We start from the raw sequence: 20554 nt of genomic DNA on the forward strand, positions 1-20554 counted from the left end.
GTGGACAGCGCGATCGAGGTCTGCGGCTTCCTGATCGGGGTCTCCGGCGGTCTGTTCCTGCTCATCACCCTGCTCGTGACGATGCCCGGCAGGATGCGCGACCGGGCCGCCAGGGGCACCTCGGCGGGCGCGGTCTGGCTGGGCGGCCCGCACGGCAGCGAGCGCGGGATCACCGGCTCGGTGCTGGTGCTGACCAGCAGGCCCCCGGCCGGCCGTGCCGTGCCCGAGACCGACTGGGTCGCGCTCGCGGAGACCTCGGAGCCCGGACGTCACACCGGTGGCGCGTCGGCGGCCTGGTGACGTCCGACGACCCACGACGAGGCCGGGTGGGGCCGGGGAGACGGGGTGGGACGGGGATGTGGGCACTGACCTCGACGCAGGGGGACGACGTGCGCGACGCCCTGCGCGCCGCGGAGCGTCGCACGGGGCTGCGCTTCGCCGCCTACCTCGGGCCCGCGATCGGCCCGCGCCGGCACTTCTGCGAACGGCTGCACGCCGCGCTGGGCGAGGAGGCCGACCGGGCCGTGCTCGTCTTCGTGGACCAGCGGGCACGGGCCCTGGAGATCGTCACCGGCACCACGGCCAGGCGGTGGCTGCCCGACGCCGAGTGCCGGTCGGCCGCGACGGCGATGGCCGCGGTCCTCGGCCTGGGCGACCTGGTGGGCGGGCTGGTCACCGGGGTCCTGCTGCTCGCCGACCGAGCGGCCCGGTGCGAATGATCCCGCCACCGGCCCTGCCGACCCCGCCGGTCCCGCTCCCGGCCGTGCGCCGCCGCGGGCGCCTCCGGCTCCGCGCGGCCGGGACGATCTCCGGTGGTGAGCCCTGGAACGCCCTCCCGTGGGCCCTTCCGCGCCGTGGGACGGTGATTCTCCCGGATAATCACCTCGTGACGAGGATCTTGTGGGACACGCCGCCGGCCGGTTTCACCGATCCGGACGGAGCGGCCGGGGCCGCCGGCGCCACCGATCCCCCCGGTCCCGCCGGTCCCGGGAACCGGCCCGCGAGCACGGGCGCGGACACGGGCACGGGCACGGGTTCCGGCGCGCCGGCCGGTCCCGTCCGGCCCACCGGCTCTGTCGGCCCCACCGGCCCGGCCCGTCGCGCCGGTGCCCCTCCCTACGGGCTCCCCGGCCGTCCCGGTCCGACCGGCCCCACGGATCCGGCCGGTCCGCCCCGGTGGCCCGGTCCGGCCTCTCACCTCGCGCGCATCGCGAGGGAGGCCGCCGAAAGGGCGCGGCAGTCCGACATGATCCTCGAATACGTCCGGGAGGCGCTCGCGGACGCCCGCCGCAGGGTGCGCCGGGAGAACGAGACGGCGGCCGTCCTGCTGGCCGTCACCGGCGCCGCGGCCGGTGCCGTCGTCACCGGGGTGACGACGGGGCACTGGAGGCCCGGCGAGCTGCCGGGCCAGACCGGGTGGCTGTGGTGGACGGGCGCCTTCCTCTGGGTCATGGGCCTCCTCGTGCTCGGCGGCTCCCTGTGCCCGCCGATCGCGAACCTGGCGGGCAGGGCCCTGGAGAGGCGCCGCTGCTACCTGCGGGGCTTCACCGGCCGTCTCAGGGCCGCCCACGGGGCGGAGGGGGAGGGGCCGGGGGGCGGGCCGCGGATCGACCTGATCGTGCTGGAGATCCGGAGGCTCAACGCCCTGGCGGACGCCAAGCACCGCTACATCCGCCGGAGCGTCCTGCTGATGCTGCTCTCCATCGCCTTCTGCGTCCTGCCGACGCTCGTCGGCACCCCCCTGTGAACCGGGCGTACCCGCGTCCGGATCAGGCCCGCAGGAGCCCCACCAGGTGGGTGCTGATGTCCGTCAGCAGTGTCGACGGCGCCACCGGCGCGCTCGCGACGGCCGAGAACAGGGAGGGAAGTCCCGGCAGCGGGAACCCGTCGTCCAGGGAGGCCTGCCGGCCGACCTCGGTCTTGGCGAGCCCGACCCGGCTGCGCTCCCACGCCTCGGTGACCTCCTCGGGCGAGGGGACCCCGAAGCCGTGCCCGACCGGGGCCGCGTGGCGCAGCCGCACCAGCGGGGTCTCGGCGAAGGCCAGGGCCACCCGGGAGCGCAGGGCGAGGTCCTCGCGCCGGTCCGGCTCCACCCAGTCCATCGCGGTGCAGGGCTTGCGGCAGGCGGCCACGCAGGTGCCCAGCGCCCCGGCCACCTGGCTGTGCTGGCGGTCGAAGTAGGCGCGCCAGCCCTCGGCGGGCTCTCCCGCCACGCGCAGCGTCCGGTTGACGGCCGACTGCTCGGGCTTGGTGTGGTCGCACTCGCGGTCGCCGATCACGCCGAACCTGCTGCCCGGCGCGGTGAGGCCCTCCGGCCAGCGCGCCGGGTCACCGGCGCTGCCGAGCACCGGTTCGAAGGCCAGCAGCGGGAGGTACTCGCTCGCGATGTGCAGGGCGGCGACCATGGGGCTCAGCTCGCGGCGGTGCCACCGGACCGCGATGACCTCCAGCAGCAGCTCGTACGCGGGCAGCAGGGACTCCAGCGCGCCGCGCGGCTGCTCGCGGGGCGTCTGCGGCATCGTGCAGGCCCGTGCCCGCCTGCGCAGGTCGCCCGGGACGGACCGCGCCTCGATGGCGAAGTCCTCCGCGTCGAGGGAGAGCAGCCGCTGGGCGAACTCGCAGGTCGCCTCGATGTCGTCCGCGTTCTCCACCACGCCCGAGGCGAGGGCCCCGACGTCGCCGAAGGCGTACCGCCGGGCCAGGGAGATGAGCAGATCACGTGCCGATTCCACCCGGTTACCCTCTCATGGCCCGCAGGCGACAGAGGCATTGTCCGTCCACGAGTGGATACGGCAGGACATGTGGAGACGCGTGGCGACACGTATGGCCACGAGAAGAACGGCCCTGACCGGCCGGGCCGCGTCAGGTTCACGCGGCCCGGCCGGTCAGGGCCGTTCCGATCCGCTCCAGGGCCGGCCTGAGCCACTCCGGGGCAGATTCAGCCGGTCCGGGAGGCGGGCCCCCGGACCGGGTGGGTCAGGCCTGCGAGGCGTCCCTGGCCCGGGCGCGCAGCGCGCGCCCGACGCCGTCGGCGCCCTCCAGCAGCAGCCGCCGCAGGGCGTGCGGCGGCTCCTCGGCCGAGATGAAGTCCTGCGTCCTGGCGACCGTCTCCGGGGAGATCGACAGCGCCGGGTAGCAGCCGTTGGCGAAGTTCTGGGCGCTGTCGGAGGTCCAGGTCCTCCAGATCCTGCCGATCTCGGCGAAGTACCTCTCCCGGTACGGCTCCAGCAGCTCCGGGTGGTTGGGGTCCATGAACCCCATGACGGTCGACCGGAGCACGGCCCCGCTGAGCTTGCCCTCGGTGATCGCCGACCAGGCGGCCTCCTTGCCCTCGGGCGTCGGGATCGCGGCCCGGGAGAGCGCGGCCATGCGCTCACCGGTGGCGGTGGGGTCGCGCCGCAGCTCCCGCGCGATGTCCTCCTCGCCGAGCAGCCCGCCCGAGACCAGGGCACCGACCAGCGTCCAGCGCAGGTCGTCGTCGACGGTCAGCCCCTCCAGCGTGGTCTCGCCGTCCAGCAGCCCCCGCAGGAACGCCAGGTCCCCGTCCGAGGTCGCCCCGGCCGCCAGCGCGTTGAGGTAGGCGAGCTGCTGGTCGGAGCCGGGCTCGGCCGAGACCACCAGGTCGCGCAGCGTGGAGGTCAGCAGCGCCATGCCCTCGTCGCGCCAGGCCGGGTCGGCGTACTGCTGGACGGCCAGGCGGGCCTGGCGGAGCACGGTCTGCATGACCGTGATGTCGGTGATCGACCTGATCCCCGAGACGACCAGGGCGAGGTAGTCGCGGGTGGACATCTCGGCGTCCCGGGTCATGTCCCAGGCGGCCGACCAGCACAATGCGCGGGGCAGCGACTCGGTGAACGCGGTGATGCCGCCGTTCACCAGGGTCTGCAGCGAGCGCTCGTCCAGCCGGACCTTGGCGTAGGTCAGGTCGTCGTCGTTGATCAGGATCAGGTCCGGCTGGACCTCGCCGACCAGCTCGGCCACGGCCGTGCGCGCCCCGGACACGTCCAGCTCCACCCGCCGCACGCGGACCAGCTCACCGCCGGTGAGCGAGTACAGGCCGATGGCGACGCGGTGCGAGCGCAGCGTCGGGTGGTCGGCGGGCGCCTCCTGGAGCACGTCGAACTCCAGGAAACGACCCTCGGGGTCGGTGGTGAACGACGGGCGCAGCGTGTTGACCCAGGAGGTCTCCAGCCACTCCTTCGACCAGGAGGACAGGTCGCGCCCGGAGGTGCGCTCCAGCGCGCCCAGCAGGTCGGCGAGCGTGGTGTTGCCCCAGGCGTGCTCGTTGAAGTAGGCGCGGACCCCGGCCAGGAAGTTCTCCAGGCCCACGTAGGCGACGAGCTGCTTCAGGACCGAGGCGCCCTTGGCGTAGGTGATCCCGTCGAAGTTGACCTCGACCGCGTGCATGTCGACGATGTCGGCCGCGATCGGGTGCGTGGAGGGCAGCTGGTCCTGGCGGTAGGCCCAGGACTTCTCGACGTTGGCGAAGGTCGTCCAGGCGCCCTGGCCCCACCGGGTGGCCTCGGCCTGGCACAGCACCGAGGCGTAGGTGGCGAACGACTCGTTCAGCCACAGGTCGTCCCACCAGCGCATGGTGACCAGGTCGCCGAACCACATGTGCGCCATCTCGTGCAGGATCGTCTCGGCGCGGCGCTCGATCACCGCGTCGGTGACGCGCGAGCGGAAGATGTAGTTCTCCAGGAAGGTCACGCAGCCCGCGTTCTCCATCGCCCCGGCGTTGAACTCGGGGACGAAGAGCTGGTCGTACTTGCCGAACGGGTAGCGGACGCCGAAGATCCGGTGGAAGAAGTCGAAGCCCTGCCGGGTGACCTCGAAGATGTTCTCCGCGTCGAGGTGCTCGGCCAGCGAGGCCCGGCAGTACAGGCCCAGCGGGATGCCGTCGTGCTCGGAGGTCACCCGGTGGTACGGCCCGGCGCACAGCGCGGTGATGTAGGTCGACATCACCGGGGTCGGCGGGAAGTGCCAGCGCCTGGCCGCCTGGAGGGCCCCGTGCCTGCCCCGGTGCTCGGGCAGGTCCTCGGCCGTGTCCGGCGCCGCGTTGGAGATGACCTCCCAGCCCGACGGGGCCAGCACGGTCAGCTCGAAGGTGGCCTTGAGGTCGGGCTGGTCGAAGCACGCGTACATCCGGTGCGCGTCGGCCGTCTCGAACTGGCTGTGCAGGTAGACGCTCCGGTCGACCGGGTCGACGAAGCGGTGCAGGCCCTCGCCGGTGCGCGTGTAGGAGCAGTCGGCGTCCACGAGCAGCTCGTTGGTCTCGGCCAGCCCGGTCAGGGGCAGCCGTCCCGTCTCCGGGTCGTAACCGCTCACGTCCAGCTCGGTGCCGTTCAGCACCGCCCTGCGCACCTTGGCCCCCGCCAGGTCGATGAAGGTCCCCGCACCCGGGCGGGTGCTGGTGAAGCGGACCGTGGTGACGCTCTCGAAGCGCTCCTCACCCTCGGTCAGGTCGAGCTCCACCGCATAGGACTGCACGCTGAGCAGCCGTGCGCGCTCGCGCGCCTCGTCACGGGTCAGATTGCCTGCCACTACCGCTCCCTCTTCACAACATCCCCCGCGCTCCATTGCTAAGGGGTGACTGAATCCTGCCATGTAAGGCCGTGGAACGCCGCTTCGGATCAACCGGCCGACTGATACCCAAATTTGAGAATAAAGCTGCTCGTCAAGGTATTAATCCCCGCACGGAATAGGGAACTCCGTCCTTCCGGTTGTGGCCATCGACAGAGCCTCACTATCAGGAAGTCGAAGAACATGACAGAGCGAACCCCGGTGGATCTCTGGTTCGACCCCTTCTGCCCCTGGGCGTGGATGACCTCGCGCTGGCTGCTGGAGGTGCAGAAGGTACGGCCCATCGAGCCGCGCTGGCACATCATGAGCCTCACCGTACTGAACGAGGACAAGGAGGTCCCGGAGAGCTACCGCGCGCAGATCGCCGACGCCATGGGCCCGGTCCGCGTGGTGGCCGCCGTGCAGGCGAAGTACGACTCCGAGACGGTCGGCCGCCTTTACACCGAGCTGGGTGTCCGTTTTCACGACCAGAACAGGAAGGGCGGTGACACCCTCCGCGAGACCGTCGAGGAGGCCCTGGAGGCCGCCGGGCTGGACCGCGGGTTCGCCGACGCGATGGACTCCACCGAGTACGACCAGGTCGTGCGCGCCTCGCACGCCGACGGCATCGACCGGGTCGGCCAGGAGGTCGGCACCCCGGTGGTCTCGGTCGAGGGCGTCTCCTTCTTCGGCCCGGTCATCTCGCCCGCGCCCAAGGGCGAGGAGGCGGGCAGGCTCTGGGACGGGGTGGTCCTGGTGGCCGGAACCGACGGTTTCTTCGAGCTCAAGCGCTCCAGGACGCGGTCCCCGATCTTCGGCTGACCCACCGCGTCCCCTGCTCCCCGATGTCCGCAAGGCCCGCGAGGCCCGCCGCCGCACGGCGGCGGGCCTCGCGTTACGACGGCGCGCACGCCAGGATGAGGGACATGCGTCACCTTTATCTGAACGGGGCCTGGCGGCCGTCCGCGTCGAACGAGGGCATCGACGTGATCAATCCCGCGACCGAGGAGACCCTCGACAGGGTGCCCGCCGGGTCGCCCGCCGACGTCGAGGCGGCCGTGACCGCCGCCCGCGCGGCCCTGCCCTCCTGGTCCGAGACGCCCCCGGCCGAGCGCGGCAGGATCCTCGCCGCGGCGGCGGAGCTGATCCGGGAGCGCTCCGACCAGATCGCCAGGATCATCGCCACGGACATGGGCGCGCCGTACGGCGTGGCGATGCGGGTGCAGACGCTGATGCCGGCCGGGGTGCTGGCCTCCTACGCCCAGCTGGCCGAGACCTACGACTTCGAGGGCGGGCAGGTCGGCAACTCCCGCATCTTCAGGGAACCGGCCGGGGTGGTCGCCGCCGTCACCCCGTGGAACTACCCCCTGCACCAGATCGTCTGCAAGGTGGGCGCCGCGCTCGCCGCGGGCTGCACGGTCGTGCTGAAGCCCAGCGAGGTGGCGCCGCTGGCCGCCTTCGCGTTCGCCGGCATCCTCGACGAGGCCGGCCTGCCCGCGGGGGTGTTCAACATGATCAGCGGCTACGGGCCCGGGGTGGGCGAGGCGCTGGTCACCCATCCCGGCGTGGACATGGTGTCGTTCACCGGTTCCACCGCGGCCGGGAGGCGGGTCGCCGCGCTCGCCGCCGGGGCGGTCAAACGGGTGGCGCTGGAACTCGGCGGCAAGTCCGCCAGCGTGGTCCTGCCGGACGCCGACCTGGGCGCGGCGGCCAAGGTGACGGTGGCCAACGCCTTCCTCAACTCCGGCCAGACCTGCTCGGCCTGGACCCGCATGATCGTTCACCGCGACCGGTACGACGAGGCCGTCCGGCTCGCCGTCGAGGCCGCGCGCACGTACACCGTCGGGGACCCCTTCGACGAGGCGACCAGGCTCGGCCCGCTGGTGTCGGCCGCGCAGCGCGACAAGGTCGTCCGCTACATCAACCGGGGCCAGGAGGAGGGGGCCCGGCTGGTCACCGGAGGCGCCGACCGGCCCGCGGAGCGCGGCTTCTACGTCGAGCCCACGGTGTTCGCCGGGGTGGAGCCCGGGATGGTCATCGAGCAGGAGGAGATCTTCGGCCCGGTCCTCGCGATCATCCCCTACACCCGGGGCGAGGACGAGGCGGTCGCCATCGCCAACGGCACGCCGTACGGCCTCGCCGGGGCGGTGTGGGCGGGCGACGAGCAGAGGGCGGTCGCGGTCGCCCGGCGGCTGCGGACCGGCCAGGTGGCGGTCAACGGCGGCAAGTTCAACCCCCGTGCCCCCTTCGGGGGGTACAAGCAGTCCGGTCTCGGCCGCGAGCTGGGCGAGTTCGGGCTGGAGGAGTACCTGGAGATCAAGGCCGTCCAGCTCTGAGGCCGGTGGGCGCCCGTGTCCTCGCCGGGCCGCCGCGCCCGCCGGGCCGGGAGCCGGCGGGGGACATCGGGGGACGGCGGGGACGGAGAACGGGGACGCGGGGGAGCGGGGGTCAGGGAGCCTGGAGCAGGACCTTCCTCGCGGCGTCCCTGGCCAGCCGGTCCACGTACAGCCTGCCGTCCAGGTGGTCGGTCTCGTGCTGGAAGCAGCGCGCCAGCATCCCCCTGGCCCTGATCCGGATCGGCCGTCCCAGCCGGTCCAGGCCCCGCACGGTCACCCCGGCGGCCCGCGGCGTCCGGGCGTAGATCGGGGTGCGGGTCTCGCGGTCGGGCACCGACAGGCACCCCTCCTCGTCGAGGACCTCGGTGTCGTCGTCCACGACCAGCTCGGGGTTGATCACGTGGCCCTTGCGGCTGCTGCAGTCGTAGACGAAGAGCCGCTTCGACACGCCGATCTGCGGCCCGGCCAGTCCGACGCCCCGCGCTGCGTACATGATGTCGAACATCTCGTCGATCATGCGGCGCAGGTCGCGGTCGAAGTCGGAGACCGGCTCGGCGGGGGTGCGCAGGACGGGGTCGCCGACCACTCGGATGTCACGCATGTGGGACTCTCTCTTGTAAGGGGCGGATGAGCTCAGTGACCGTTACTCTAGTCCGGGCCGGGTGGAGGCGTCCCCGCGTACCTGCGAAACTGGCCCGGTGCGCGTCTACATCGGTGCCGACCATGCCGGCTATGAGCTCAAGAACCACGTCGTCTCCTGGCTGAAGGAACACGGCCACGAGGTGACGGACTGCGGTCCCTTCGTCTACGACGCGGAGGACGACTACCCGCCGTTCGTGCTGCGCGCGGCCGAGGGGGTCGTGAACGACCCCGGCAGCCTGGGCGTCGTGATCGGAGGCTCGGGCAACGGCGAGCAGATCGCGGCCAACAAGGTACGCGGCGTCCGCGCCGCGCTGGCCTGGAGCGAGGAGACCGCCAGGCTCTCCCGCGAGCACAACGACGCCAACGTGATCAGCCTGGGCGCGCGGATGCACACGCCGCAGGAGGCCGCGAGGTTCGTCGAGGTCTTCCTCGGCACCGCCTACTCCGGCGCCGAGCGGCACGGCCGCAGGATCGCGCAGCTCGCCTCCTACGAGACCGACGGGCTGCTGCCGCCGCTGCCCTAGGCGCCCGGCACCCCGCGGGGTCCCGCATCCCGTGCGGCCCGCATCCCGTGTGGCCCGCATCCCGTGTGGCCCGCATTCAGGTGTCCCGCATTCAGGTGTCCCGCTCCGCCGGCCGGTCCCCGGCCGTCTCCCGGCCGGGGCGGGTCAGCGGTGACGGGGCGGGTCAGCGGTGACGGGGCGGGTCAGCGGTGACGGGGCGGGTCAGCGGTGACGGGGCGGGGACTCCCCGCGCGGTGGCTCCCGGCGTGCGGACTCCCCGCGTACGGGCTCCCTGCGCGCCGGCTCCCTGCGGGCGGGCTCCTTACGGGGCGTCTCGTCGCGCAGGGGGCGGCGGTCCGCGCTCTCCTGCTGCTCGCGCGTCGGGCGTGACACGTCGCGCGCCCGCATCGCGGTGATCGTGTTGATCTGCAAGCTCTGCAGTGCCATGCCGCCACCATAACCCGCCCCGTTCCGGCCGTACCGGACATCCGGGTTCCGGGTTCCGGGGACGACGCTGCTCAGAAGATCAGGCCGCTCCAGGGGGCGGGCTCCCACGACATCGCGACGGACAACTCGCGCAGCGCTCCCGGACGCGACTCGCGCGCCAGCCCCGCCGCCCGCAGCGCCTCCAGCGGGCGTCCGCCCAGGTAGGCCGCGCCCAGCGCGGAGACGGGCAGCGTCACGTCGGCCGGGTCGGCGCTGGGCTCGCAGCGGGCGTCCGAGGTGCCGGCGGTCAGCCGCCAGCGGCCCGCGTTCCACGGGCACGTCGCGTCCTCGACCTCGATCACCACGTCCACCGGCGCGCTGTAGCGGCGAGCGGGCAGGGCACGCCCGACGTGCACGAGGCGGAACCACAGCTCGTCGGCCCAGCGTGCGCGCAGCGCGCGGGGGTCGGCCAGCAGGTGGATCAGCGGGTCGTCCCCGGGCCGGACCGCGGTGACGTGCGAGACCAGGTCACGGTCGAGGACGTGACGCCACAGCAGCGCGTACGCCGCCGGATCCAGGGCGAACAGGTCCCGCAGCCGCAACTCGCCGTCGGGGACGTCGTGCTCGTCCCAGCTCGCCTTCATCCGGAACAGCGCGTACCCGCGCGGTCCCTCGTCGTCCTCGGCGACCACGGCGCGCAACGCCCCCTCCCCCCGGTCGGAGTCCTCGTCGCTCAGCACCGCGTCCCAGCGCGCGGGGGTGCGGGCGTACAACCCCGGGCGGCGGTCCAGCACGGCCGCGTGGACCCTCTCGAAGACGTCCCTGGCGTCCGCGGGCCGGACGACGCGCAGCCGCAGCGCGGGATCGGCCGGGGCGTGCCGGGTGAAGACCGCGCCCGCGGTGGGGATCCGGACGCTCAGGCCGTCGGCGGCCCTGCCGTAGCCGTACCGCCCGTAGATCACCGCCTCGGAGGCGTGCAGCGCGGCCACGGCCTCGCCGCCCTCGTGCAGGTCGGAGAACTGACGGGTCATCAGCGCGGACAGCACGCCCCTGCGGCGGTGCGAGGGCAGCACGCCGACCGCGGTGACGCCGCCGACCGGGATCGGCCCGCCGGGCACGGCCATGGTGAGGCTGCACACCGCGGTGACGCCCACCAGCAGGTCACCGTCGAAGGCGCCGAGCGAGCGGCCGAACTCGGTGTTGCGCCGGTACAGCTCCGCGCGGTGCGGCGGTATCGCGTTGCCGAACGCCTCCTCGTCCAGGGAGATCCAGTCGGGCCACTCGGTCTCGGCGACCGGACGCAGGCTCAGGCTCATCCCTCGGATGGTAGAGAGGACAAACCGTTCCGGCCATCTAATATCCATGCTTAATGATCAAGGCGTTGGTCAAGTGGGCTGCCCAAAGGGGGGAGGGCCGGATACAGTCAGGCGCATCATGAGTTCCCGTCCGGTGCCGCTGCTCCCTCCGGCGCTCCGCGCGTTCCTGGTCCGGATCCCGTTGCTCGTCCCCCTCGTGCGCCTGCTGCGCAAGGGCCCGCTGGCGCGCGACCGCAACCTGCTCATCACCCTCACCCTGCTGACCCTGCTGATCGGCGTGCTGGCCGCAAGGGTCTCCATGGAGTGGTTCTCCCCGGCGCTCATGATCCCGGTCACGCTCGTGGCGGGCCTCCAGCTCCGCCTGAACAGCCTCGCCAAGCTGCTCTGCGCGGTCGCCGCCGCCCTCGTCTACGTGGCCGTCGTGCGAGGGGTCGGGCACATCGGCCCCGGCCTGCTGGTCACCTTCGGCTTCACCGCCGTGCTGGCCGCGCTGATGGCCCGTACCCGCGGCAAGCTCGGCGTGCAGGGCCTGCGCGGCGACGCGATGCTGCTGGAGCTGCGCGACCGCCTCAAAAGCCAGGGGGACCTGCCGCAGCTGCCCAAGGACTGGGGCTCCAAGGTGGTGCTCAAGCAGGCCGGAGGCTCCTCCTTCGGCGGTGACTTCCTGGTCTCCATCCGCGAGGGCGACACCCTCGACCTCGCCCTGGTCGACGTGTCGGGCAAGGGCGTCGACGCCGGCACCCGGGCCTTGATGCTCTCGGGCACCTTCGGCGGCCTGCTCGGCTCGGCCGACGACTTCCTGCCCGCCTGCAACGCCTACCTGCACCGCCAGCGCGAGGCCGAGGGCTTCGTCACCGCGGTCCACCTGCGGCTGAACCTGGCCACCGGCGAGTACGTCATCACCTCGGCCGGCCACCCCCCGGTGGTCAAGTTCGAGTCCGGCACGGGGACGTGGAAGGTCTCCACGGCCAAGGGCGTCGTCCTCGGCGTCGTGCCCGACCTGCACTGCGAGACCGACCGGGGGATGCTCCGCAAGGGCGACGCCCTGATGCTCTACACCGACGGCCTGATCGAGCAGCCCGGCCGCGACATCGACGCGGGCCTGGACCGGCTGCTGGGAGAGGCCGAGCGCCTGGTGCCCACCGGTTTCCGCGACGGTGCCCGCAACCTGGTGGCCTCCATGTCGGCGGGCCACAACGACGACTGCGCCCTCATCCTCATCTGGCGTCCCTGACCCGTCCGGGGCGTGGCTCCGGCCCTCGGGACCTCGCCCTCCGGGAGGCCCCGGGGCGGCGTCAGAGCCATCCGGACTCGCCGGCGATGCGCGCGGCGTCGAGACGGTCGCGCGCCTGGGTCTTGCAGACGATCCTGGACAGGTGGTTCCGGACCGTTCCCACGGAGAGGAAGAGCGCCTCGGCGATCTCGTTCGACGTCGCGCCCCGGGCGACCAGCCGGAGCACGTCCAGCTCGCGGGGGGTCAGGGGGTTCTCCGCCGACCTCAGGGCCGCCACCGCGAGCTCGGAGTCGACCGCGCGGCGGCCGGACGCGACCAGGCGGACGCCTGCGGCCAGCTGCTCCGGGCCCACCCGCAGGCTCATGAACCCGAGCGCGTGGGCGGCGAAGGCCTGCCGCACCTGGCCCGGGCTGGGGTCGTGCGACAGCAGCAGCACCCCGCAGCCGGGAGCCTCCTCGTGCAGCCGCCGCGCGACGTCGAGACCGTCGGCCGGGGGCAGGCCGAGATCGACGACGGCCACCTCGGGGGAGTGCCGCAGCACGGCCGTGAGCGCCTCCTCACCGGTGGCCACGTCGGCCACCACCTTCATGTCGGCCTCGCCCTCCAGGGACGCCACCAGTCCACGCCGGACCAGAGGCAGGTGTTCGGCGACCACGATCCCGATCAAGACGCTCCTTCCTCACCTCGACACCATCCTCACCTTGCCAAAGAGTGATCGTGCGATCGCTCATTGTCAACGATCCGTCCGCCATCGGTAAAGGAGGCGGCGGATCCGCCGGGGAACACCGCGGTGGCGGGGGAGCGTGCGGGACGGATACTTCGGCTAACCTCTTATGGGGCGTTGTCGGGGAAACCGCGATGGGAGTATGAACCTGTGAGCTGGCTCTCCGTGGTCGGGGTCGTCGTCTTTCTCGTGGGACTGATGGTGTCGATCGGGCTGCACGAGATCGGCCACCTGGTGCCGGCCAAGCTGTTCGGCGTCAGGGTCACGCAGTACATGGTCGGCTTCGGCCCGACCATGTGGTCGCGGCGCCGCGGCGAGACGGAGTACGGCATCAAGTGGCTCCCGCTCGGCGGCTACATCCGGATGATCGGCATGCTGCCGCCCCGGCCCACCGACGCCCCCGGCAAGGTGCGCTCGGTCTCCACCGGCCCCTGGCAGGGCCTGATCGAGAACGCGCGCGACGTGGCCCTGGAGGACGTGCGGCCGGGCGACGAGGACCGGGTCTTCTACCGCAAGCCCTGGTGGCAGAAGGTCATCATCATGTCCGGCGGCCCGGCGATGAACTTCGTGCTGGCGTTCATCCTGTTCGGCGTGGTGCTCATGGGGTTCGGCGTCCCCACGCAGAAGACCGAGATCGCCTCGATCCCGCAGTGCGTCAAGACCGCCGCCGACTACGCCAAGAACCCCGAGTGCACCGCGGCCGACCGGCAGAGCCCGGCCAGCGTCGCCGGGCTGAGGCCCGGGGACGTCATCGTCTCGGTGGCGGGCAGGCCCGCCGCGAGCTGGGAGGCCGCCACCCGCGCCATCCGCGACCACGGCGCCGGGCCGATCGCGATCGGCATCAGGAGGGCCGGTCAGAACCTGACCGTCAACGCCTCCCTGATCGCCCAGGACCGCGAGTCCCTGGACGAGCCGGGCAAGATCGAGAAGGGCGTCGGGTACCTCGGGGTCAGCCCGAAGATCGTCATCGAGCGGCAGGACCTCGGTGCCGTGGTCGCGCACATGGGGGACCTCACCTCGGCCACCGCGGCGTCCCTGATGAGGTTCCCCGAGAAGATGGTCGGCGTCTGGCACGCCGCCTTCTCCGGCGACGAGCGCGACCGCAACGGCCCGATCGGCGTGATCGGCGTGAGCCGTATCGGCGGTGAGATCGCCGCCGCCGCGATCCCGCTGGAGAACAAGGTCGTCGTCTTCATCAACCTGCTGGCGGGCTTCAACCTGGCGATCGGCATGTTCAACCTGATCCCGCTGCTCCCGCTGGACGGCGGCCACATCGCCGGCGGCCTCTGGGAGGGGCTCAAGCGCGCCTTCGCCCGCGTCACCCGCCGCCCCGCCCCCGGGCACGTCGACATCGCCAAGGCCCTTCCGCTCACGTACGCCATCGCCTTCCTGATGGTCATCATGGCGGGCCTGCTGATGTACGCGGACCTGGTCAACCCCGTCCGCCTGTCCGGCTGACCCCGGTGAACGACGGCACGCCCGGAGCGCTGATCGACGTGGCGCTGTTCCGGCTCCGCCGGATCTGGTCGCGCCCGCTGCGCGCGCGCCGGGCCGCGGAGCCGCAGCGGCCGGTGCACATGTCGAACGTGATGGTCGTGCACGCCGTGCACAAGCTGAGCCTGGACGTGCCCGAGGTGACCGTGGGCGCGGTCGCCGAGCAGCTGGACGTCGACCCCTCCACCGCCAGCAGGCTGGTCAACGACGCGATCGGCGCCGGGTTCGTGGAGCGCGAGGAGTCGGCCGTGGACGCCAGGCGGGCCCGGCTGGTGCTGAGCGAGCGGGGCCTGCGCGTGCTGGAGGCGGTCGTCCGCCACCGGCGCGCCTACCTGGACGACCTGATGTCCGACTGGGAGGAGTCCGACCGCGAGGTCTTCGCCCGGCTGCTCGCCCGGTTCGCCGAGGCGGCCGTCGCCCGCCCGGCGAACCTCACCGGCCTGGACCGGGTGATCACCGCGGTGCTGGCGGAGATGCCCGCCCCCCGCTGAACCGCCCTGCGGCTGAACCGCCCTGCGCTGAACCGCCCTGCGCTGAACCGCCCTGCGCTGAACCGCCCTGCGCTGAACCGCCCTGCGCTGAACCGCCCTGCGCGGGCCGGTCGCCCACGGCGGCCGTGGCCCGCCCGGCCGGTCTCCCCGGGCACGGGACCCTACTCCCCGGCCACCCCGTCGATCCGCTGGCGGATGATGTCGGCGTGGCCGTTGTGCCGGGCGTACTCCTCGATCATGTGGATGAGGATCCAGCGCAGCGAGACGTCCTTGTCGCGGCGCTGCGTCTTGCCGATCGTGTCCAGGGGCAGGGTGATCGACACCTCGCGCGCGTGGGCGATCTCGGCACGCCAGCGGGCGAACGCCTCCTCGGCGCTGGTCGTCTCCAGGTCGTCGAAGTCACCGTCGGGGTCGTCGTCGGTGTAGTAGTACGGGCCGACCCCCTCGCCGTTGAGGACGTTACGGAACCAGTTCCGCTCGACCTCGGCCATGTGCCGGACCAGGCCCAGCAGGGAGAGCGAGGAGGGCTCGGCGGAACGCAGGCGGAGCTGCTCGTCGGAGAGCCCGGCGCACTTCACCTCCAGGGTCTCCCGGTGCCACTCCAGCCAGGAGTGGAGCATGGAGCGCTCGTCGGCGATGAAGGGGGGATCAATGCGTTTGTCGGTCATGAGGTAATCCTGGCGTCACGTATGACCGCTGTCATATTGACGTGCTCATGACCGGGTGCCTCACGGCGTGCCCGGTCGCGGTGCGGCGGCCGAGAGGATCAGCTCGACCAGGCTCCGCGCCCGGCGGGCGGGGCCCTGCGGGCCGAGCGACTGGCCCGACGCGTGCAGGCCCTCGAAGACCAGCGTGAGGTGGTCGGCCACCTCGCCGGGGTCGTCGGCCCCGAGCCGGTCGGTCAGCTCGCCCATGATCTCGCGGAACCAGGTCTTCGCCGCGACCGCGCTGCGGTGCGCGGGCAGGTCGGCGTCGGGGAACTCGGCCAGCGCCATCAGCATCGGGCAGCCGCGGTACTGCTCGGAGCTCACCTGGGCGAAGACCGCGTCGAAGATCGCCAGGATCTGGTCGCGCGGGTCGGGGCCCGCCGTCTCCGTCACCGCCTCGACCACCTCCTCGAAGTCCTGGTGGGTGCGCTCGACGTAGGCGCTCACCAGCCCGTCCTTGGAGGAGAAGAGCCGGTACAGGGTCGTCGGGGCGACGTCGGCCTCGGCGGCGACGAGGTCCACGCCGGTGGCCCGGATGCCCTTCCGGTAGAACAGCTCACCCGCGACCCGCAGCACGTGGGACCTGGTCTTCGCGGCGGTTCTCTGCACGGTGCCCCTCCCGATTGCAATGTTAGGGATCGTTCCCTATAGTCTAGCGCAAGGGAACGATCCCTAACATTTCACGGTGTTCCGGCCGTCCGGAGCGCCGGTTCCCCGGTCCGTGCACGGCCGAGGGCCCGCGGCCGGAAGCGATCGCGAACCCGGTCTCCGGACCCGCGTGGCACCACCGGAAGCCCGTTTTCCCCCACCGTGTTCCGACCTGGCAGACCCCATATGTGAAGGACGACATGAGCGACATGACCGGTACGACCACGACGGCCACACCCTCCACCCAGGCCGCCCTGCTCCGCTCGCTGCACGTGATCGGCGACCCGCTGGTGCTGCCCAACGCCTGGGACGCGGCCTCGGCCCGGATGGTCGAGGCGGCCGGTTTCCGGGCCGTGGCCACGAGCAGCGCCGCCACGGCGGCGGTTCTCGGCTACGAGGACGGCGAGGCGACGCCCGTGCGGGAGGTGCTGGCCGCGACCGAGCGGATCGTCCGCGCGGTGAGCCTGCCGGTGACGGTGGACTTCGAGCGCGGATACGGGCTCGCGCCGGCCGAGCTGGTCGAGCGGCTCGCCGCGACCGGGGCCGTCGGGCTGAACCTGGAGGACTCCGACCCGTCCACCGAGCAGATGATCGACATCGGCGAGCAGGCGGACTTCCTGGCCGCGGTGCGTGAGGCCGCCAGGTCTCAGGGCGTGGACCTGGTCGTCAACGCCCGTACGGACTCGTTCCTGCGTCAGGCCGGGTCACCGCAGGAGCGGCTCGCCGCGACCCTCGAGCGCGGTGCCCGCTACCTGGCGGCCGGCGCGGACTGCGTCTATCCGATCGCCGCCGGAGCTCCCGACGTGGTCCGGGCGCTCACCGAGGGCGTGTCCGGGCCGGTCAACGTCGGGTACGGCGGGAAGCTGTCGCTGGCCGAGCTCGCCGCGCTCGGCGTCGCGCGGGTGAGCTTCGGGCCGTCGCTGCAGCGGCACCTGTACGGCAAGGCCGGGGCGGCGCTGTTCACGGCCGTCGCGTCCGGCGAGAACCCGTTCACGCTCTGACACGGTGACACGCGGCGCTCCCGGACGGCGGCACCGGGAGCGGCTTCGTCGCGCTCGGGGCGTCAGCGAGCGGGGCGGCCGGTGCTGGCCCGGAACACCATCTTGGGATTCACCGTCGCCGACGTGCGGAAGTGCGCGCGGACCCGCCCGGTGAGCGGACGCTCGATGCGTCGCAGCAGCATGCGCAGGGCCTGCGTGCCGACCTCCGCGAAGTTCTGCCGCACGGTGGTCAGCGGGGGCCAGGTGTAGGAGGACTCCGGCAGGTCGTCGAAGCCGACCACGCTGACGTCCTCGGGCACGCGGCGGCCGGCCTCGCGCAGAGCGCGCAGCAGACCGATGGCCATCGAGTCGTTGGCCGCGAACACCGCGGTGACGTCGTGGTCCCGGGCGAGATACCTGCCGAGCCGGTAGCCGGAACGCGCGGTCCAGTCTCCCGTCAGGGGAGGGCGTACCTCCCGGCCCGCGTCCTCCAGCGCCTCCCGCCAGCCGGCCAGGCGTTCGGTGGCGTCGATCCACGACGACGGTCCGGCGATGTGCCACACGGTACGGTGACCCAGGCCGAGCAGGTGCCGGGTCGCGCGCGCGGCGCCCCGCCGCTGGTCGATCGCGGTCACGGGGACCTGCCCTCCGAGGCCTCCTCCGGCGTCGACGACCGGGAAGTCGGCCGGCACCGGCTCCATGTCCGGCCGGTGGAGCGGGGCTATGACGATCACGCCTTCGGCCAGCTGCTCCCGGAGGGCGTCGATACCGGTCGCGACCGCGGCCGCGGAGTGGGCGGGCGCGTTGTGGACGGTGACCATGAGGTGGGCCGCCCGCGCCGCGCGCTCGATGCCGTGCCGGATGGAGGTGGGCCCGTACAGCGCGGAATCGATGCCGACCACGCCGATGACCCCCGGACGACGCCACCTCAGCAGGTCCGCGGACAGGTGCGGCCGGGAGCCGGTGTCGCCCGTCACCATCACGTGGGCCGGTGCCTGCCGCGGCCCGTCGTCGGAGGAGGGGGCGGGGTTGCGTGACGGGGACGCGGATGTCGATCCGGCGCAGGTGCCGATGTTGCGCACACGTATCCGCGGTCGATCCGAAGTCATGGCAGGAGTGTTGGGGGTAGCTAAGTTACTGTCAAGAGAAGTTATCGATCGGTGAGACGAGCCCCCGGAAACAGCAGGCAGGACGCGATCCGCGCGTTCCCGCCGGTGGACGGAGCGGTCCGCCGCCGTCCGGGTGGACGTGCCGGGACGCGTGGCGGCCGGATGAGGTCGTCCTTGAAAGTTTCACGAGCCTGGCGCTAACGTACTGCGAAATGTCCTGGTGACATCTGTCCGGCGGCCGCGGACGGGTACGGCGGTTGACACGTCGGCGGGACGTTCGATCTACTCCGCCACACACGCGCTTCCCGATGGTCCCGGTGACCGTCGGACGTTGAATGTTAACGCTAACAAAGTCGTGTGCCCGATCGGCCGCACGACGTCCTCCCGGTCGCCCGCCCGAAGGGAGAGCTCTCATGACGACGGCCGCCCCGGCGGACGGTCCCGCCGGTCCGGATCGACTCCCCTGCTGATCGTCGACAGGTCCGGGCGCCGACGCGGTCGCGCCCGGGCTCCCCACGCTCCCGCAAGGAAAGAGGCACGCCCGTGAAACCGGCACTCCGCCTGTTGACACTCGTGGTCCTGCTGCTGGCCACGACCCTCGTACCGGCATCGGCCCGAGCCGACAACCCCATCGTCCAGCACGTCTACACCGCGGACCCCGCACCGCTGGTCCACAACGGCCGGGTCTACCTCTACACCGGTCACGACGAGGACGGCTCGACGTACTTCACCATGAAGGACTGGCGCGTGTGGTCCTCCGAGGACATGGTGAACTGGACCGACCACGGCTCCCCGATGAGCGTCTCCACCTTCAGCTGGGCCAGCGCGGACGCCTGGGCCGGACAGGCCATCCACCGCAACGGCAAGTTCTACTGGTACGTCCCGGTGAAGGAGCGCGCCACCGGAGCCATGGCGATCGGGGTGGCGGTCTCCGACAGCCCCACCGGCCCGTTCACCGACGCCATCGGGCGCCCGCTGGTCAAGAACGGTGAGATCGACCCGAGCGTGTTCATCGACGACGACGGTCAGGCCTACCTGTACTGGGGCAACCCGCGCCTCGCGTACGTCCGGCTGAACGCCGACATGATCTCGTACTCGGGCGGGATCACCTACGTCCCGCTCACCCCCGCGGGATTCGGGACCCGCACCGGGAACGCGAGCCGTCCGACGCTTTATGAGGAAGGCCCCTGGATCTACAAGCGCAACGGCCTGTACTACAACGTGTTCGCCGCGGAGTGCTGCGGTGAGTTCATCGCCTACTCCACCGCGCCCAGCGTCACCGGCCCCTGGACGTACCGGGGAACGATCATGCCCAGGCAGGGCGGCAGCTTCACCAACCACGCCGGTGTGATCGACTTCAAGGGTGGTTCGTACTTCTTCTACCACAACGGCGCGCTCCCGGGCGGGAGCGGCTACACCCGCTCGGTCGCGGTGGAGAAGTTCACCTACAACGCCAACGGCACGATCCCGACCATCAACATGACCGCGGCGGGCGCGCCGCAGATCGGCACGCTGAACCCGTACGTCCGCCAGGAGGCGGAGACGATCGCCTGGGGGAGCGGGATCGAGACCGAGCCCGCGGGCGAGGGCGGGATGAACGTCGGGTTCGTCGAGAACGGCGACTGGATCAAGGTGAAGGGTGTGGCGTTCGGTGGCGGCGCGTCCTCGTACTCGGCCCGCGTCGCGTCGGGGACCGGTGGCGGACGCATCGAGCTGCGCCTGGGCGGCGCCACCGGCACCCTCGTCGGGACCTGCACCGTCCCCGGCACCGGTGGCTGGCAGACCTGGACGACCGTCACCTGCCCGGTGAGCGGCGCGACCGGCACCCACGACCTCTACCTGCGTTTCACCGGTGGCAGCGGTTACCTGATGAACCTGAACTGGTGGCAGTTCACCCCGGCCGCCCCCGGAGGGAACCTGCTGACGAACGGCACCCTGGAGAGCGGCACCGCCGGCTGGACCGCCTTCGGCGGCACGGTGGCCTCCAGCGGCACCGCCCACGGCGGGTCGCAGTCGCTGGCCAGCACCGGCCGCACCGCCTCGTGGAACGGCCCCAGCCAGGACGTCACCGGCAAGCTGACCAACGGGAAGAGCTACACCACCGGCGTGTGGGTCCGCTCCCAGACCGGCACCCCCGACGTGCGGGCGACCCTGGCGGTCACGGCCGGCGGCACGACGAGCTACGTCGCGCTGACCCCGGCCGCCACGGCGAACACGAACGGCTGGACCCGGCTGACCGGAACGGCGACCGTGTCCTGGACCGGAACCCTGACCGGCGCGAGGTTCTACGTCGAGACCGCCTCGGGAACCGACTCCTTCCTCATGGACGACGTCTCCTTCGAGTAGCCGTGAACGTCCGGTGGACGTGAGCCTCCGGAGGCC

20 protein-coding genes are annotated in these 20554 nt (G+C 72.3%); 11 read left to right on the forward strand and 9 right to left on the reverse strand.

What is annotated here, in order from left to right; genetic code table 11:
- The 3 genes from ABD832_RS16865 (at nucleotide 1) to ABD832_RS16875 (ending at nucleotide 1747) form a co-directional block, all read left to right on the forward strand.
- Nucleotides 1-300: a hypothetical protein gene (locus ABD832_RS16865; RefSeq protein ID WP_344895620.1), complete on the forward strand. Its 300-nt coding sequence runs from the start codon at nucleotides 1-3 to the stop codon at nucleotides 298-300.
- Nucleotides 301-356: 56 nt separating this feature from the next.
- Complete coding sequence (locus tag ABD832_RS16870) at nucleotides 357-719, forward strand: DUF5130 family protein (protein ID WP_344895623.1); 363 nt, start codon at nucleotides 357-359, stop codon at nucleotides 717-719.
- 527 nt (nucleotides 720-1246) lie between these two features.
- Nucleotides 1247-1747 carry a Pycsar system effector family protein gene (locus tag ABD832_RS16875; protein WP_344895626.1) on the forward strand — a complete coding sequence of 167 codons (501 nt, stop codon included), beginning with the start codon at nucleotides 1247-1249 and terminating at the stop codon, nucleotides 1745-1747.
- Between the two features lie 22 nt (nucleotides 1748-1769).
- Here the strand turns inward: ABD832_RS16875 and ABD832_RS16880 are convergent, their stop codons facing one another.
- Both ABD832_RS16880 and pepN read right to left on the reverse strand, forming a co-directional pair.
- On the reverse strand, nucleotides 1770-2732 hold the full coding sequence (locus tag ABD832_RS16880; protein ID WP_344895629.1) for a hypothetical protein: 963 nt from the start codon (nucleotides 2730-2732) through the stop codon (nucleotides 1770-1772).
- A 244-nt stretch (nucleotides 2733-2976) separates the two neighbouring features.
- Nucleotides 2977-5544, reverse strand: a complete 2568-nt coding sequence (gene pepN, locus ABD832_RS16885; RefSeq protein ID WP_344895632.1) for an aminopeptidase N — start codon at nucleotides 5542-5544, stop codon at nucleotides 2977-2979.
- Between the two features lie 222 nt (nucleotides 5545-5766).
- Here pepN and ABD832_RS16890 point away from each other — a divergent pair, with 222 nt between their 5' ends.
- Together ABD832_RS16890 and ABD832_RS16895 are read left to right on the forward strand one after the other, a co-directional pair.
- Nucleotides 5767-6384: a mycothiol-dependent nitroreductase Rv2466c family protein gene (locus ABD832_RS16890; protein WP_344895635.1), complete on the forward strand. Its 618-nt coding sequence runs from the start codon at nucleotides 5767-5769 to the stop codon at nucleotides 6382-6384.
- Between the two features lie 104 nt (nucleotides 6385-6488).
- A complete protein-coding gene (locus ABD832_RS16895) occupies nucleotides 6489-7898 on the forward strand; it encodes an aldehyde dehydrogenase family protein (RefSeq protein WP_344895638.1) in 1410 nt (469 codons plus the stop codon).
- Between the two features lie 112 nt (nucleotides 7899-8010).
- On the opposite strand, the gene def is transcribed toward ABD832_RS16895, so the two are convergent.
- Entirely contained in the window at nucleotides 8011-8499 is a 489-nt protein-coding gene (gene def / locus ABD832_RS16900) for a peptide deformylase (protein ID WP_344895641.1), read from the reverse strand.
- 97 nt (nucleotides 8500-8596) lie between these two features.
- On the opposite strand from def, the gene ABD832_RS16905 reads away from it, so the two are divergent.
- The gene (locus ABD832_RS16905; protein ID WP_344895644.1) at nucleotides 8597-9064 is read left to right on the forward strand and encodes a ribose-5-phosphate isomerase; all 468 of its coding nucleotides are present in this window, start codon (nucleotides 8597-8599) and stop codon (nucleotides 9062-9064) included.
- A gap of 201 nt (nucleotides 9065-9265) precedes the next feature.
- On the opposite strand, the gene ABD832_RS16910 is transcribed toward ABD832_RS16905, so the two are convergent.
- Together ABD832_RS16910 and ABD832_RS16915 are read right to left on the reverse strand one after the other, a co-directional pair.
- Complete coding sequence (locus ABD832_RS16910) at nucleotides 9266-9490, reverse strand: hypothetical protein (protein ID WP_344895647.1); 225 nt, start codon at nucleotides 9488-9490, stop codon at nucleotides 9266-9268.
- A gap of 71 nt (nucleotides 9491-9561) precedes the next feature.
- Nucleotides 9562-10785, reverse strand: coding sequence for a GNAT family N-acetyltransferase (locus tag ABD832_RS16915; RefSeq protein WP_344895649.1), 1224 nt, complete (start codon nucleotides 10783-10785; stop codon nucleotides 9562-9564).
- 118 nt (nucleotides 10786-10903) lie between these two features.
- On the opposite strand from ABD832_RS16915, the gene ABD832_RS16920 reads away from it, so the two are divergent.
- The gene (locus ABD832_RS16920; protein WP_344895652.1) at nucleotides 10904-12019 is read left to right on the forward strand and encodes a PP2C family protein-serine/threonine phosphatase; all 1116 of its coding nucleotides are present in this window, start codon (nucleotides 10904-10906) and stop codon (nucleotides 12017-12019) included.
- 61 nt (nucleotides 12020-12080) lie between these two features.
- Here ABD832_RS16920 and ABD832_RS16925 read toward each other — a convergent pair whose 3' ends face one another.
- Nucleotides 12081-12686 (reverse strand): LuxR C-terminal-related transcriptional regulator, encoded by a 606-nt coding sequence (locus ABD832_RS16925; RefSeq protein ID WP_344895655.1) that lies wholly within the window; start codon nucleotides 12684-12686, stop codon nucleotides 12081-12083.
- Nucleotides 12687-12893: 207 nt separating this feature from the next.
- Between ABD832_RS16925 and ABD832_RS16930 the strand changes: the two genes are divergently transcribed.
- Together ABD832_RS16930 and ABD832_RS16935 are read left to right on the forward strand one after the other, a co-directional pair.
- Entirely contained in the window at nucleotides 12894-14201 is a 1308-nt protein-coding gene (locus ABD832_RS16930) for a M50 family metallopeptidase (protein ID WP_344895658.1), read from the forward strand.
- Nucleotides 14202-14206: 5 nt separating this feature from the next.
- A complete protein-coding gene (locus tag ABD832_RS16935) occupies nucleotides 14207-14728 on the forward strand; it encodes a MarR family winged helix-turn-helix transcriptional regulator (protein ID WP_344895660.1) in 522 nt (173 codons plus the stop codon).
- Nucleotides 14729-14889: 161 nt separating this feature from the next.
- Here ABD832_RS16935 and ABD832_RS16940 read toward each other — a convergent pair whose 3' ends face one another.
- Nucleotides 14890-15396 (reverse strand): DinB family protein, encoded by a 507-nt coding sequence (locus ABD832_RS16940; RefSeq protein ID WP_344895663.1) that lies wholly within the window; start codon nucleotides 15394-15396, stop codon nucleotides 14890-14892.
- Nucleotides 15397-15456: 60 nt separating this feature from the next.
- Complete coding sequence (locus tag ABD832_RS16945) at nucleotides 15457-16044, reverse strand: TetR/AcrR family transcriptional regulator (protein ID WP_344895666.1); 588 nt, start codon at nucleotides 16042-16044, stop codon at nucleotides 15457-15459.
- A gap of 239 nt (nucleotides 16045-16283) precedes the next feature.
- Here ABD832_RS16945 and ABD832_RS16950 point away from each other — a divergent pair, with 239 nt between their 5' ends.
- Complete coding sequence (locus ABD832_RS16950) at nucleotides 16284-17084, forward strand: isocitrate lyase/PEP mutase family protein (RefSeq protein WP_344895669.1); 801 nt, start codon at nucleotides 16284-16286, stop codon at nucleotides 17082-17084.
- A gap of 62 nt (nucleotides 17085-17146) precedes the next feature.
- Here the strand turns inward: ABD832_RS16950 and ABD832_RS16955 are convergent, their stop codons facing one another.
- On the reverse strand, nucleotides 17147-18172 hold the full coding sequence (locus ABD832_RS16955; RefSeq protein WP_344895672.1) for a substrate-binding domain-containing protein: 1026 nt from the start codon (nucleotides 18170-18172) through the stop codon (nucleotides 17147-17149).
- Nucleotides 18173-18745: 573 nt separating this feature from the next.
- Between ABD832_RS16955 and ABD832_RS16960 the strand changes: the two genes are divergently transcribed.
- Nucleotides 18746-20518 (forward strand): family 43 glycosylhydrolase, encoded by a 1773-nt coding sequence (locus tag ABD832_RS16960; RefSeq protein ID WP_344895997.1) that lies wholly within the window; start codon nucleotides 18746-18748, stop codon nucleotides 20516-20518.
- Nucleotides 20519-20554 lie beyond the last annotated feature (36 nt).

The sequence above is a fragment of the Streptosporangium longisporum genome (assembly GCF_039534895.1).
GTDB classification, from domain to species: Bacteria; Actinomycetota; Actinomycetes; order Streptosporangiales; family Streptosporangiaceae; genus Streptosporangium; species Streptosporangium longisporum.